This window comes from Streptomyces sp. NPDC051976, assembly GCF_040680795.1.
In the GTDB taxonomy this organism is placed as follows: domain Bacteria; phylum Actinomycetota; class Actinomycetes; order Streptomycetales; family Streptomycetaceae; genus Actinacidiphila.
Genome location: NZ_JBFAXL010000004.1, coordinates 35,912 through 49,173 on the forward strand (window position 1 = coordinate 35,912; position 13,262 = coordinate 49,173).

At 73.6% G+C, this 13,262-nt stretch carries 15 protein-coding genes; 10 read left to right on the top strand and 5 right to left on the bottom strand.

The features are described from left to right. Positions 1-127 precede the first annotated feature (127 nt). The 3 genes from kduI to AB0M29_RS05920 are packed head-to-tail and all read left to right on the top strand — an operon-like array spanning position 128 to position 2,551. On the top strand, positions 128-958 hold the full coding sequence (gene kduI, locus AB0M29_RS05910) for a 5-dehydro-4-deoxy-D-glucuronate isomerase (RefSeq protein ID WP_365379508.1): 831 nt from the start codon (positions 128-130) through the stop codon (positions 956-958). Beyond that, positions 955-1,710: an SDR family oxidoreductase gene (locus AB0M29_RS05915; protein ID WP_365379511.1), complete on the top strand. Its 756-nt coding sequence runs from the start codon at positions 955-957 to the stop codon at positions 1,708-1,710. Before kduI ends, AB0M29_RS05915 begins: the two co-directional genes overlap by 4 nt. 28 nt (positions 1,711-1,738) lie before the next feature. After that, positions 1,739-2,551 (top strand): IclR family transcriptional regulator, encoded by an 813-nt coding sequence (locus tag AB0M29_RS05920; protein WP_365379514.1) that lies wholly within the window; start codon positions 1,739-1,741, stop codon positions 2,549-2,551. Here the strand turns inward: AB0M29_RS05920 and AB0M29_RS05925 are convergent. Beyond that, positions 2,538-3,701 carry an FAD-dependent monooxygenase gene (locus tag AB0M29_RS05925; protein WP_365379517.1) on the bottom strand — a complete coding sequence of 388 codons (1,164 nt, stop codon included), beginning with the start codon at positions 3,699-3,701 and terminating at the stop codon, positions 2,538-2,540. The two genes, AB0M29_RS05920 and AB0M29_RS05925, sit on opposite strands and share 14 nt — an antisense overlap. Positions 3,702-3,806: 105 nt before the next feature. On the opposite strand from AB0M29_RS05925, the gene AB0M29_RS05930 reads away from it, so the two are divergent. Further along, positions 3,807-4,418, top strand: a complete 612-nt coding sequence (locus AB0M29_RS05930) for a TetR family transcriptional regulator (RefSeq protein ID WP_365379519.1) — start codon at positions 3,807-3,809, stop codon at positions 4,416-4,418. 16 nt (positions 4,419-4,434) lie between these two features. Next, on the top strand, positions 4,435-5,025 hold the full coding sequence (locus AB0M29_RS05935; RefSeq protein WP_365379522.1) for a putative glycolipid-binding domain-containing protein: 591 nt from the start codon (positions 4,435-4,437) through the stop codon (positions 5,023-5,025). Between the two features lie 10 nt (positions 5,026-5,035). Here the strand turns inward: AB0M29_RS05935 and AB0M29_RS05940 are convergent, their stop codons facing one another. Next, positions 5,036-6,262 carry an MFS transporter gene (locus AB0M29_RS05940; RefSeq protein WP_365379525.1) on the bottom strand — a complete coding sequence of 409 codons (1,227 nt, stop codon included), beginning with the start codon at positions 6,260-6,262 and terminating at the stop codon, positions 5,036-5,038. Between the two features lie 198 nt (positions 6,263-6,460). On the opposite strand from AB0M29_RS05940, the gene pqqA reads away from it, so the two are divergent. Genes pqqA through pqqE form a run of 5 tightly spaced genes read left to right on the top strand, consistent with a single transcriptional unit; the run spans position 6,461 to position 9,596 of the window. Next, complete coding sequence (gene pqqA / locus AB0M29_RS05945) at positions 6,461-6,577, top strand: pyrroloquinoline quinone precursor peptide PqqA (RefSeq protein WP_365379527.1); 117 nt, start codon at positions 6,461-6,463, stop codon at positions 6,575-6,577. 10 nt (positions 6,578-6,587) lie between these two features. After that, a complete protein-coding gene (locus AB0M29_RS05950) occupies positions 6,588-7,487 on the top strand; it encodes an MBL fold metallo-hydrolase (protein ID WP_365379530.1) in 900 nt (299 codons plus the stop codon). Between the two features lie 29 nt (positions 7,488-7,516). Next, positions 7,517-8,245 (top strand): pyrroloquinoline-quinone synthase PqqC, encoded by a 729-nt coding sequence (pqqC, locus tag AB0M29_RS05955; RefSeq protein WP_365380223.1) that lies wholly within the window; start codon positions 7,517-7,519, stop codon positions 8,243-8,245. Then, entirely contained in the window at positions 8,242-8,508 is a 267-nt protein-coding gene (gene pqqD, locus AB0M29_RS05960; protein WP_365379533.1) for a pyrroloquinoline quinone biosynthesis peptide chaperone PqqD, read from the top strand. Before pqqC ends, pqqD begins: the two co-directional genes overlap by 4 nt. Further along, positions 8,505-9,596, top strand: coding sequence for a pyrroloquinoline quinone biosynthesis protein PqqE (pqqE, locus tag AB0M29_RS05965; protein WP_365379536.1), 1,092 nt, complete (start codon positions 8,505-8,507; stop codon positions 9,594-9,596). Before pqqD ends, pqqE begins: the two co-directional genes overlap by 4 nt. Positions 9,597-9,888: 292 nt before the next feature. On the opposite strand, the gene AB0M29_RS05970 is transcribed toward pqqE, so the two are convergent. The 3 genes from AB0M29_RS05970 to AB0M29_RS05980 all read right to left on the bottom strand — a co-directional run bounded on the left by AB0M29_RS05970 (position 9,889) and on the right by AB0M29_RS05980 (position 13,203). After that, positions 9,889-11,430, bottom strand: coding sequence for an MFS transporter (locus AB0M29_RS05970; protein ID WP_365379539.1), 1,542 nt, complete (start codon positions 11,428-11,430; stop codon positions 9,889-9,891). A gap of 186 nt (positions 11,431-11,616) precedes the next feature. Continuing rightward, positions 11,617-12,228 carry a LysE family translocator gene (locus AB0M29_RS05975; protein WP_365380225.1) on the bottom strand — a complete coding sequence of 204 codons (612 nt, stop codon included), beginning with the start codon at positions 12,226-12,228 and terminating at the stop codon, positions 11,617-11,619. Positions 12,229-12,381: 153 nt separating this feature from the next. Then, complete coding sequence (locus AB0M29_RS05980) at positions 12,382-13,203, bottom strand: LuxR C-terminal-related transcriptional regulator (RefSeq protein WP_365380228.1); 822 nt, start codon at positions 13,201-13,203, stop codon at positions 12,382-12,384. Positions 13,204-13,262 lie beyond the last annotated feature (59 nt).

The following is a 13,262-nucleotide window of genomic DNA, read 5'->3' on the forward strand; positions in this document are numbered from 1 at the left end:
GGTGGTGTGCAGGCGGTGGGTGGCGTGCAGGCGAGCGATGGCGTGGAATGTTCCGTAGTATGGAACGACGTTCTGTAGTACGGTCCACATGTTGGCACTGCCGTCGGACCGAGGGAAGAGCTGCGACATGGAAATCCGCCACGCCACGCATCCGGACCAGATTCCGCGGCTCGGCACCGAGGAGTTGCGCGCCCGCCATCTGGTCGAGGACCTCTTCCGGCCCGGCACCGTCCGGGCCGTCTACAGCCATCACGACCGGATGGTCGTCGCGGGCACGGCCCCGGCTCCCGGCGAACCCGTCGCGCTGCCCGCCTTCGACGCGCTGCGCGGCCCGTACTTCCTCGACCACCGCGAGGCGGGCATCGTCAACGTCGGCGCGCCCGGCACCGTCACCGTGGACGGCGCCGTCCACCGCCTCGGCGACAAGGACTGCCTGTACGTGGGGCGCGGTGCCCGCGAGGTCGTGTTCGCCTCCGACGGTCCGTCACCGGCGCGCTTCTACCTGGTGTCCACCGCCGCGCACACCGAACACCCCACCGCCCTGGTCCGGTTCGCCGACACCGAGGGCGTCGGGCTCGGCTCGGCCGAGGGCTCCAACCTGCGCACCCTGCGCCGCTACATCCACGCCGACGGCGTACGAAGCTGCCAACTCGTGCTCGGCGTCACGGTGCTGGAACCCGGCTCGATGTGGAACACCATGCCCTGCCACACCCACGACCGCCGTACCGAGGTCTACCTGTACACCGGGCTGCCCGAGGACCAGCGGGTCGTCCATCTCATGGGCCGCCCGCAGGAGACCCGCAACCTGATCGTCGCCGACGGGCAGGCGGTGATCTCGCCGAGCTGGTCGGTGCACTGCGGCTTCGGCACCCACCACTACGCCTTCGTCTGGGCGATGGGCGGCGAGAACCAGGCGTTCGAGGACATGGACCCCGTCGCGGTCGCGGACCTGCGGTGAGCGGGCCCTTCTCGCTGCACGGCCGCACCGCGCTGGTGACCGGCGCCCGCACCGGGATCGGCCGGGCCGTCGCCGTCGCGCTGGCCGCTGCGGGCGCCGACCTGGTGCTGCTCGGCCGCACCGGCGACCTGCACGACACCGAGAAGGCGGTACGCGGCACCGGCCGCGCGGCCCGCACCCTGGCGCTCGACCTGTCCCGGCCGCGGGAGATCCCCGCCGCCTGCGAGGCGCTGCTCGACCGGCAGCGGATCGACATCCTGGTCAACAACGCCGGGGTGATCCACCGCGGCCCGGTGGAGACCACCGGGTACGACGACTGGCGGGCCGTGCTGGACGTGAACCTCGACGCCGTCTTCCTGCTCTCCCGGGCCTGCGGCGCCGCGATGGCCGCCCGCGGCAGCGGGAAGATCGTCACGATCGCCTCGCTGCTGTCCTTCCAGGGCGGCGTCAACGTCGCCTCCTACGCCGCCAGCAAGCACGCGGTGGCGGGCCTGACCAAGGCGCTGGCCAACGAGTGGGGCCCGCACGGCGTCCAGGCCAACGCCCTCGCCCCCGGCTACATCGCCACCGCCAACACCCGTCCGCTGCGCGACGACCCGGCGCGCGAGGCGGAGATCCGCGGCCGCATCCCCGCGGGCCGCTGGGGCCGCCCCGAGGACCTGGCGGGCGCCGCCGTCTTCCTCGCCTCCCCCGCGGCCGACTACGTCAACGGGCATGTGCTGGTCGTGGACGGGGGGTGGATGGCGAGGTGAGCGCGGGCGGCCCGGATACGGTGACCCCATGAGGAGCAACCCCGGCGGCGGAAACGCGATCGAGAAGGTACTCGCCGTACTGGAGGCGCTGCCCGCGCACGAGCGCGTCACGGACATCGCCGCCGCCACGGGACTGCCCAAGTCGACCGTCCACCGCATCCTGCAGTCCCTGGTCGACCGGCAGTTCGCGCTGCCCACCGGCAACGGCAGCTATGTCGGCGGCCCGCGCATCCTGTCGCTCGCCGGGCAGGTCATGGGCCGCCACAACCCGGCCCAGCACGCCGAGACGGCGCTGCGCGAGCTGTGCGAGGACACCGGCTGCACCGTGCACTTCGCGCTGCTCGACGCCGACCAGGCGGTCTACGCGGCCAAGCTCGAAGGGGACAAGCCGTACCAGATGCCGTCCCGGATCGGCCGCGGCATCCGGCTGCACTGCACGGGCATCGGCAAGGCGATCCTCGCGGAGCTGCCGCCGGCGAGCGTCGACGCGATCGTGGAGCGGACCGGACTGGAGGCCCGCACTCCCCGCACGGTCACCGAACCGGAGGCGCTGCGGCGGCAGTTGGACGAGGTGCGCTCGCGCGGCTGGGCCTACGACGACGAGGAGAACGAGCCGGGCATCCTGTGCATCGCTGCGGCGGTACGCGGCCACACCGGCGCGGTCATCGGCGGCATCAGCGTGGCCACCATCACGCTCGACCCATGGCGCAGCCCGGTCGAGCGGCTCGCGGCACGGGTCCGGCGCGCCGCCGCGGAGGTCTCCGCCGCTCTCGGCGCGCCGTCGGACGCCGGATCCGGTCCCGGTTCCGGTCCCGGCGCGGATCCGGTCAGCGGTAGTTGAGTTCGGCCAGCTCGGTGGTCAGCCGGGTGCGGACCGCCGGGATCCGGCTGACCAGCGGCAGCAGCAGGTCGCGCAGCGCGCGGGCCGGGGCGCGGCGGGTGGTGGCGACGCGGGTCATCCGGTCGGTGAAGGCGACCACCCGCAGGGCGACCGGGCGGCGGGTCGCCTCGTAGCTGTCCAGCCGGTCCTCGGCCAGGGCGCGGCCGAGCGCGTAGCCGTCCTGGATACCGGTGTTCATGCCCTGCCCGCCCGCCGGGCTGTGCACGTGCGCGGCGTCCCCGGCGAGCAGCAGCCGTCCGGCGCGGTAGGCGTCGGCGACCCGGTGGTGCACCCGGAAGTGCGAGCCCCACACCACCGAGGTGACCCGCGCCTGGCCGGGCGCGCGGGCGTCCAGCAGGGCCTGCACATAGGCCGCGTCGGGGTTCCCGGGCGCCTCGTCGGCGATGGCGACGACCCGGTAGCGGTCCTGGGGCAGCGGCGCGACGACCACCAGGCCGTCGCCGTGGAAGTTCAGTGAGACCTCGTCGCGGCCGGGCGCCCAGTCCATCGTCACGTCGGCGAGCACGAAGGACTGCGGGTAGGCGCTGCCGGTGAAGCCGATCCCGGCCGCCTCGCGGACCGCGCTGTGCATCCCGTCGGCGCCGACCGCGTACCGCGCCCGCAGCGTCTCGCCGGTGGCCATGGTCAGGGTGACACCGTCGTCGTCCTGGGTGGCACCCGTCACCTCGTAGGGCCGGTGCACATCGCCGCCGAGCGCGCGCAGCCGCTCCAGCAGGACGGCCTCGGTCTCGTACTGCGGGACCAGCAGGGTGTACGGGTGCGGGGTCGGCAGTCCGGCGAAGCGCATACGGGCCAGCGTGCGGCGGCCGTCGCGGACGGTGAACCGGTCGACGATCAGCCCGCGCTCGATCAGCGGGCGCGAGGCGCCGAGGGTGTCGAGCACTTCGAGGGTGCGGGCGTGGACGACTCCGGCGCGGGAGGTGTTGGCGCCCTCGGCGAGCTTGTCGAGCAGCACGCACTCGATCCCGGCCTCGGCGAGGGTGACGGCCAGGGCGAGCCCGGTCGGCCCCGCGCCGACGATCGCCACATGGGTGGCGGCGGGGAGCGCGGCGGAGGTGCGGGCGGCGGTGCCGGTGCCGGTGGTGTCCATGATGATCCCCTCGTTCTATGGTCAACGTTTGTTGGCCAACGTCTGTTGACATGGTGCACCCGGCGTCGCTGGCATGTCAACGCGTGTTGGCCTACGGTTGTTGGCATGCAGAAGGACACCTCAGGGGCCGGCGCCCCGGCGACCGACCGGGAGCGGCCCCGGCGCTCCGACGCCACCAAGGCCGCGATCCTCGCCGCCGCTCGCGCCCGCTTCGCCGGGCAGGGCTACGAGCGCACCACCATCCGGGCGGTCGCGGCCGACGCGGACATCGACGCGGCGATGGTGATGCGCTACTTCGGCAGCAAGGAGCAGCTCTTCGAGGCCGCGCTCGCCATCGACCTGCAGCTGCCCGACCTCGCCCAGGTGCCCGCCGACCGGGTCCCCGCGCTGCTGGTGCGGCACTTCCTCGACCGGTGGGAGGGCGACCCGACCGACGACGCGCTGCTCGTGCTGCTGCGCTCCGCCGTCACCAACGACCAGGCCGCCGCCCGGATGCGGGAGATCTTCGCCCGCCAGGTCGCCCCGGCGGTGGCCGGCGCGCTGCCGCCCGGCGCCGACCCGCTGCCACGCGTCGCCCTGCTCTCCGCCCAGCTCCTGGGTCTCGCGCTCACCCGCTACCTGCTGCGGATCCCGGCCGTCACCGCGCTCACCCCGCGGCAGGTCGAGGAGCTGTACGCACCTGCCGTCGCCGCGGTCCTGGCGCCCGATCCGCGCTGAACGTAACGTTTGCCCCATGACTGCTGCGCCGAACACCGTGCTGACCTGGCAGGTCGAGGAGACCGGCGGATTCGAGACCGCGTGGGTGGAGCTGAACGGCGCGGGACTACGCGCCCACGGCCGGGCGATGGGGCTGCGGCCGGAACCGTACTGGCTCAGCTACGAGTTGGAGACCGGCGACGCCTTCGTCACCCGCGCGCTGCACGTCACCTCGCACACCGCGGACGCCACCTACGTCCTCGACCTGCGCCGCGACGACGGGGGCCACTGGACGGCCAACGGCCATACGGTGCCAGGGCTCGACGGCGCGCTCGACTGCGACCTGGGTATGTCGCCGCTGACCAACACGATGCCGGTGCTGCGCCACCAGCTCCACCGCACCGAAGGCCACCAGGACTTCCTGATGGCCTTCGTGCCGGTCCCCACCCTGGCGGTACGCCCCAACCTCCAGGCGTACACGCACCTCACCCCGCTGCTGTCGGGCGCCCGCGTCGGCTACGCCTCGGGCAGCTATCGCAGCGAACTCGACTTCGACGCCGACGGATTGGTGGTCCACTACGAGGGGCTGGCCACCCGGCTGAACCGCACCGATCGGGCCCGCTCCTGAACTCCACGCCCTAGGCGACGGGTTCGGTCGCCACCGCGCCGCCGGGCCGTGCGGCCGCCCGGCGCGGGGCGCGGGCGGCGAGGGCCGTGCACAGCGGGGCCGCCGCCGTGAGGACGAAGCACAGCGGCAGCGGGACGCGGGCGACGAGCAGGGAGGCCGCGGCGCCGCCCGCGGAGGAGCCGGCGTTGACGGCGGAGTTGACCCATGCGGTGGCCCGGGTGGCGGTGCCCTCGGGGGCCTGGGCATCGGCCGCCAGATAGGCGGTCGACAGCAGGGGGGACATCAGCGTGCCGGTCGCGGCCACGCCGAGGCCGAGCAGCGGCACCGACGGCGCCGTCGCGGTGATCGCGAGCAGGGTCGCCAGGCCGAGCAGCAGATACGGCAGCCGCGCCGCCGCCGTCCGCCGCCAGGCCACCCGCCCGTAGAGCAGCCCGCCCAGCGCGCTGCCCGCGGACTGCGCGGCGAGGATCCAGCCGACGGCCGCCGGGTGGTGGTGCCGGTCGGCGTACGCGATGACGTACAGGTAGACCCCGCCGAGGCAGCATCCGGCGCCCGCCGCGGCGTACGCGGCCCGCCGCACACCGGCCCCCGCGGAGCCCAACAGGCCCAGCGGCCTGGCCTGTTCGCGGGTGCGCGGGGCGATCAGCCGGGCGGCGGGGGAGCTGACCATGGCCACGGCGCCGCTCGCGACGAGGGCGCCGGAGAGCACCAGGCCGCGCACCGGGTGCACGGCGACCACCAGCAACGGGCCGGTGAGGAAGATCAGTTCCTCGGCGACGGTGTCCAGGCTGAACGCCCGTTGCAGCAGTGCCTTGTCGGGGGCCAGCGCACTCCACAGCGCGCGCATGGTGGGGCCGAGCGGCGGGCAGCTCGCGCCGGTGAGGGTGACCAGGACGGCCAGTGGCCACCAGGGGGCGCCGGGGTGCCTGACCACCGCGGCCAGTGCGAACAGCCCACCGGCGAAGGGGAAGGCGAGCACGGGCAGCGCGCGGCGCGGACCCCAGTGGTCGATCAGCGCGGCGCGTGCCGGGCCGAGGGCGACGGAGAAGCCGGCGAAGAGCGTGGTGAGCAGACCACCGCCGGACAGCGAACCGGTGGCGGTGGTCAGCGACAGGACGAGGGAGAGCGAGACGACCCCGTAGCCGAGCCTGCCGAACAGGGCGGCGCCGAACGTGCGGCGGGCATGGGGGAGTCGGAGAACGGCGGCATAGGACGCCGCCGGGCGTGACGAAGACATGGGTGTGTTCCTCGGGATGCGGAGGGCGGAGACGGACCGGTGGGGGTCGGCTCGGCCTAGGCACGGGGGAGGAACATGCGAGCAGGGTAGCGCACGATCAATCGTCAAGGTTCTTTACAGATATGAGATCCGACCAATACCGTTCCCCCTGTTGCACCATGACCCGCTTTTCGCCTCAGGAAGGACGGTGTGCACGACATGAAGGAAGAAAACCAGGAACAGCAGCCCAACACCTCGGAGGTCTGGGCGACTCCGGAGTACACGGTGATCGAGACCGGGCTCGAAGTCACCGCCTACTCACTCGCCACGCGCTGACCCCGCCGCGATGCTGCTGCGGGTACTCGGCACCGCGGCCGGCGGCGGCATCCCCCAGTGGAACTGCGCGTGCCCCGAGTGCACCGGGGCACGCGTACACCCGCCACTGCGCCGCCGCCACGCCGCACTGGCCCTGCTCACCGACGACGGCTGCCACCTCGTCAACGCCACCCCCGACATCGCCGACCAGATCGAGTCGGCGCCCGAACTGCTCCCGGCGCCCGGCACCCGCGCCACCCCGCTGCGCGGCGTCCTGCTCACCGACGCGGAACTCGACCACACCCTCGGCATCGCCCGGCTGCGCGAGACCGACCGGCTGACCGTGCTCGCCACCGCGCCCGTCCACCGGGCGCTCGGCGAGGGCCTGCGGCTGCCGGACGTCCTGGCGCCGTACGCGGCCGTCGACTGGCGGGAGTTGGGCACCGAGAGCATGCCCGTACACCCCGGCGCCGAGGTCGAGGTCCGCGCGGTGCCGCTGTCGGGGAAGCGCCCGCGCTACGCGGCCGCGCTGCCCGCCGGGCCCAACGACGGCGCGTGGACGGTCGCGCTGTCCTTCACCGACCGCGGCTCGGGACGCTCCCTGCTCTACGCCCCCGCGCTCGCGGCCTGGCCCGCCGCCTTCGACGAGGCGCTCGCCACCGCCGACGTGGTGCTCGTGGACGGCACCTTCTGGGACGACGCGGAACCCCGGCGCACCGGGGTGTCCTCGCGCACCTCCACCGAGATGGGCCATCTGCCCGTCACCGGCCCGCACGGCACCGCCGAGCGGCTGGCCGCCCTGCCGGCCCGCTGTCTCTACACCCACCTCAACAACACCAACCCGATGGCCGACCCCACCGGCCCCGAGTGCCGCGAACTCGCCGCGCTCGGCCTGGAGGTGGCCGCGGAAGGAATGGTGATCGAGCTGTGACGACGACGAGCGGTACGGCTGCCGCCGCCCTGGTGGCGGACGACGCCCCCTGGACGCGCGCCGAGTTCGAGGACCGGCTGCGCGCGGTCGGGGCGCGGCACTACCACGACCGCCACCCCTTCAACGTGCGTATGAACGAAGGGCTGCTGACGGTACGTGAGCTGCGCCGGTGGATCACCAACCGGTTCGACTACCAGCGGCACATCCCCGTCAAGGACGCGCTCATCACCGCCAAGTTCGACACCCCCGCGCTGCGCCGGATGTGGCTGCGCCGCATCCAGGACCACGACGGCGCCGCCGAGGGCGACGGCGGTATCGAGCGCTGGCTGCGGCTCGGCGAGGCCGCGGGGCTGCGCCGCGACACGCTGCTGTCGGGCGCCGACGTGCTGCCCGGTGTGCGGCTGGCCGTCGACGGATACGTCAACTTCTGCCGTCTGCACGGGCCGTTGGAGGCCGTCGCCGCGTCGCTGACCGAGCTGAACGCGCCCGAGCTGATGAGCCGCCGGATCGCCGCCTTCGAACAGCACTACACCTGGATCGACCCCGCGGGTCTGGCGTACTTCAGGGCCCGCGTCGCCCAGGGGCGGCGCGACAGTGACGAGGCGCTGCCGCTGGTGCTCGACTGGGCCCGTGACCGGGCCCGGCAGGAGAAGGCGGTGGCCGCGCTCACCTTCAAGTGCCAGGTGCTCTGGGCACTGCTGGACGCGGTCGAGGCCGCGGGCCGCCTCGACCCCACCGCCCACCGGGACCCGGCATGACCGCCGCCCAGGACTGGCGGCCCGCCCTGCGGCCCGCGGTAATGCTGCGGCACGACCCGGTACGCGACACCGACCTGCTGGTGCTGCCCGAGCGGGTGGTGGTGCTCAACGCGCAGGCCGCCGCCGTGCTGCGGCTGTGCGACGGGGTCCGGGGTGTCGCCGCGATCGTGGCCGAACTGGCCGACCGGCACCCGGGGGCGCCGGTCGGCGCCGAGGTGCCGCGCTTCCTCGACCGGATCCGCGCGGAAGGCTGGCTGCGATGAGCACTCCCGTACCACCGCCGCCGTGGGCGCTGCTCGCCGAACTCACCCACGCCTGCCCGCTGCATTGCCCGTACTGCTCCAACCCGCTGGAGCTGACCCGCCGTTCGCGGGAGCTGAGCACCGAGGAGTGGGCGGACGTACTGCTCCAGGCGGGCGAACTCGGCGTCGTACAGACCCATCTGTCCGGCGGGGAGCCGCTGCTGCGGCCCGATCTCGAGGCGATCGTGGCCGCCGCCGACACCGCCGGGATCCACACCCAGCTCGTCACCAGCGGCAGCGGCCTCGACGCGGCCCGGCTGGACGCGCTGACCGGCGCGGGGCTGCGCAGCGTCCAGCTCTCCGTGCAGCACGCCGACCCCGCGCGTTCCGACCGCATCGCCGGGAGCCGCTCCTTCGCCGCCAAGGAGCGGGCGGCGGCGCTGATACGGGAGGCGGGGCTGCCGTTCGGCCTCAACGTGGTGCTGCACCGCGACAATCTCGACGCGATCGACGACCTCGTCGAACTCGGCCTGGCCTGGGGCGTGGACCGCATCGAGCTGGCCAACGCGCAGTTCTACGGCTGGGGGTTGCGCAACCGGGTGGCGCTGCTGCCGAGCCGCGCGCAGCTCGCCGCGGCCGGGGCGGCCGTCGCCCGGTGGCGGGCGGAACTGGACGGCCGCCTCGACCTGGTCTGGGTCGTGCCCGACTACTTCGACGGCGAGGCCAAGCCGTGCATGGGTGGGTGGGGCGCGATCTCGCTCACCGTCGCGCCCGACGGCACCGTCCTGCCGTGTCCGGCGGCCGCGACGCTTCCCGGTCTCGATCCGCCGCATGTCCGCGACCGGCCGCTGCGGTGGATCTGGGAGCGGTCCCCGGCTTTCGCCCGCTACCGCGGGACCGGCTGGATGCCCGAGCCCTGCCGGTCGTGCGACCGGCGCGAGTTGGATTTCGGCGGCTGCCGCTGCCAGGCGTTCGCCCTCACCGGCGACCCCGCCCGCACCGACCCCGCCTGCGCCCTCTCCCCCGACCACGCCCTGGTCGAGTCCCTCACCGCCCCGCCGCCCTCCGGCGGCCCCCCGTACGTCTACCGCTACCCCTCCCGATCCTGATCCCCCCGGGCTGCCGCCCGAGCCCGTCCCCGGGACCTTCCCCCGTCGGGGGGCTGGTCGTGCAGTTCCCCGTGCCCCTTCGGGGCACGAATACGGTGCCCAGGGAAGGTGCACCGTACAAAGACAGCCACCCCGCCCTGTGCGCACGGGGGTGGCGCACAGAACGGGGTGGCTGTCCAACAGAAGAGGGCCGGTTGACCCGGGTGTCCCGTCCCCACGATGACCCGGCTACCGGCCCCCTGGCCCCGGCCTCGCTCCGCTCCTGCGGGGCCGGGGGGATCGGGGGGCCGTGTCACATGTGGACGGCCTGGACGGTGTCGTCGGACTGGGCGGGACGGCCCTTGCGGTACATGACCAGGGCGAGGAGGAAGCCGACGGCGAAGAGCCCGGCCGACCACCAGTAGGCGGTGGAGTAGCTGTGCAGCTGCGCCTGGGCGGCGGCTCCCGCCGACGGCTTGTGGGAGGTCAGGTAGCTGGTCGCGGCGCTCGCGGCGAGCGTGTTGAGCAGCGCGGTGCCGATCGAACCGCCCACCTGCTGCATGGTGTTGACCGCCGCGGAGGCGACACCGGCGTCCTGAGCGTCGATCCGCTCGGTGGCCACGCTCATCGCGGTCGGCATGACCAGACCGAGACCGAAGCCGATGACCAGCAGCGGCGGCAGCACATTGGCCGCGTAGGTGCTGCTCAGGTCGAGCGCGGTCAGCCAGACCATGCCGACGCTCGCCATGGCCATACCGACGGGCACGATCGGCTTCGGGCCGAACCGCGGCAGCAGGGTGTTGGTCGCGAGCTGCGCCGAGACCATCAGCGCGCCGATCATCGGCAGGAACGCCAGGCCCGTGCTGACCGGGCTGTAGTGCAGCGACGCCTGGAGGTAGTAGGTCAGGAAGAGGAAGACACCGAACATCCCGGCGCCGGAGATCGCGAGGATCGCGAAGGACGCGCCGCGGTTGCGGTCGAGCAGGACGCGCAGCGGCATCAGCGGGTGCGCCGCCCTGGTCTGCCACCAGGTGAAGACCGCCAGCAGCACACCGCCCGTGGCGAGGAAGCCCCAGGTCATCGGGGACGACCAGCCGTGGGTCTCGGCGTTGGAGAAGCCGTAGACCAGACCGAACAGACCCGCGGAGACCGCGATCGTACCGGGGATGTCGAGCTTGGGCCGGTCGGCGGGGGCGCCCTTGCGCAGCAGTGCCATACCGCCGAAGAAGGCGAGGACGGCGAAGAACAGGTTCACGTACAGGGTCCAGCGCCAGTTCAGGTGCTCGGTGAGCAGACCGCCGAGCAGCAGGCCCACGCCGCCGCCCGCGCCGGCGATGGCGCCGTAGATGCCGAACGCCTTGGCGCGTTCCTTGGCGTCGGTGAACGTGGTGTTGAGCAGGGACAGCGCGGCCGGTGCGAGCAGCGCGCCGAACAGGCCCTGCAGGGCGCGGCCGGTGACCAGCACGTCGAAGTTCTGCGCGGCGCCGGCGAGTGCGGAGGCGCCCGCGAAGCCGACGACTCCGACCAGGAAGACGATCTTGCGGCCGACGAGGTCGGCGAGCCGTCCGCCGAGCAGCAGCAGGCTGCCGAAGGCGAGGGAGTAGGCGGTGACGATCCACTGCCGGTTGCCGTCGCTGAACCCGAGGTCCTTCTGCGCGGAAGGCAGGGCGATGTTCACGATGGTGGCGTCCAGCACCACCATGAGCTGGGCGAGGGCGATGACGCCCAGCACCCACCAGCGGTGGCTGGCCTTCTCCGCCTTCTGGGCGCCGCCCGAGGGGGCACGCCCGCCGGTGGTCGCGGAGACCGGCGCGGTGTCGCCGACAGGGATGTCGGCGGTGGACTGGGAGGACATGAGGCGCACTCCTGAGGTGGGACGGGTACGGAGGTCCGCAGGAAGAACGAAACTGTTTCGTACTCCAAGACCGTACGACGGCCCCTATCGAAACGCAAACGTTTCGCTCTCGTCCGGCGTGTGGGCCCGCTCACACGGCCGGGCCCGGCCGCTGCGGCCAGGCCCGACGCGTACGACGAAGAGCGGCTACTGGTCCGCGCGCCCGGTGACCGCGACCGTCACCCCGAGGCCGATCATGGCCAGACCGCCGGTGCCGCCCACCGCGGACAACCGGCGTGGGGACCGGGCGAACCAGGTGCGGGCCGCCGATGCCGTCAGTGCCCACACGGTGTCGCAGACCAGCGCGATCACGGTGAAGACCAGTCCGAGCAGCAGCATCTGCTCGTGCACGCGGCCCGCGTCCCGGTCCACGAACTGCGGCAGCACCGCCGCGAAGAAGACCATCGTCTTCGGGTTGGTCACCCCGACCACGAACCCCTCCCACAGCGTCCTGGCGTCACCGCGGGCGGGCACGTCCTCGTCGCCGGCGGCGGTCACCGACAGCGCGCGCCGGTGCCGGAACGCCTTGACCCCGAGGAACACCAGATAGGCGGCGCCCGCCAGCTTCAGCGCCACGAACACCGCCACCGACCGGGCCACCACCTCGCCGAGCCCGATGGAGACCGCCACCACCAGCACGTATCCGCCGATGGTGTTCCCCAGCACGCTGCCCAGCGCCGCCCGCCTGCCGAGCGCCAGCGCCCGGCCCAGCACGAACAGCACGCTCGGCCCGGGGATCAGCACCAGCACCAGCGACATCGCCGCGAAACCCAGCAACCGGTCGAGCGCCACCGTGAACTCCTCCGCCTCGTCACATGTGCGGCGAGGTTAGCCCCGCGGCCGCGGCGGGCGCCCGGTATTTTCCGGGCGGCGGTCCTTACGACCTGGGGAGGGCCGCCGGGGGTGGCGCCCTCAGGGCAGCAGCCCCGCCCGCCGGGCGGCGACCACGGCCTCCAGCCGGGTGTGCGCGCCCAGCTTCCGCATCGCCGAGCGCAGATAGCTCTTGACGGTCTCCGGCCGCAGCCGCAGCCGTACCGCGGCGGAGGAGTTGGTGGCGCCGGAGGCGATGGCGGTCAGCACGTCCAGCTCGCGGGGGGTGAGCGCGACCGGGCGGGTGTCCCGGTCGCCGGGCTCCGTCGCCGCCGTGGCCAGCCGGGCGCAGGCCGTCAGCAGTTCCTGCCGCAGATGCGGATCGGGGATGCGCAGCGCCAGCGCCCGCAGTTCCGAGTGCGCCTCGCGGACCTCCTGCCAGGCCCGCGGATTGGCGGTCACCGGCTGCTGCCGGGCGACTGCCAGCAGCCGCCGTGCCTCGTCCCTGACCGCCAGCGTCTGCTCCAGGTCGCGCGCCGCGTCCATCGCCACCGCCATCGGCCGGTCGCCCAGCGCGTACGGCTGCCGGAGGGCGCCGTAGAGGATGCCGCGCACCTGGCGGCGTACCACCACCGGCACGGCAAGCACCGACCGCAGGCCCTCGGCGGCGACGGCGGGGTCGTACTCGTGGCTGATCACCCGGGAGGCGCCGTAGTCGATGACCGACAGTGGGCGGCCCATGGCCAGGGTCTTGCCGCCCAGGCCGTTGCCGGTGGCGATGGTCAGCCCGCGCAGCGACTCGGTGTCGGTGCCGGACAGCTCGGAGATGGTGAAGGCGCGCGCCGTGCCGTAGCTGCCCAGCCCGCCCGCGGGCCCGGCCACCAGACCGCCGAAGGCCACCGGCAGCATGCCCGACCTGCGCATCCGCAGCAGTGCGGCCCGTACGTGCACCGCGTCGGCCCGCTGACCGTCCACTCGCTCCA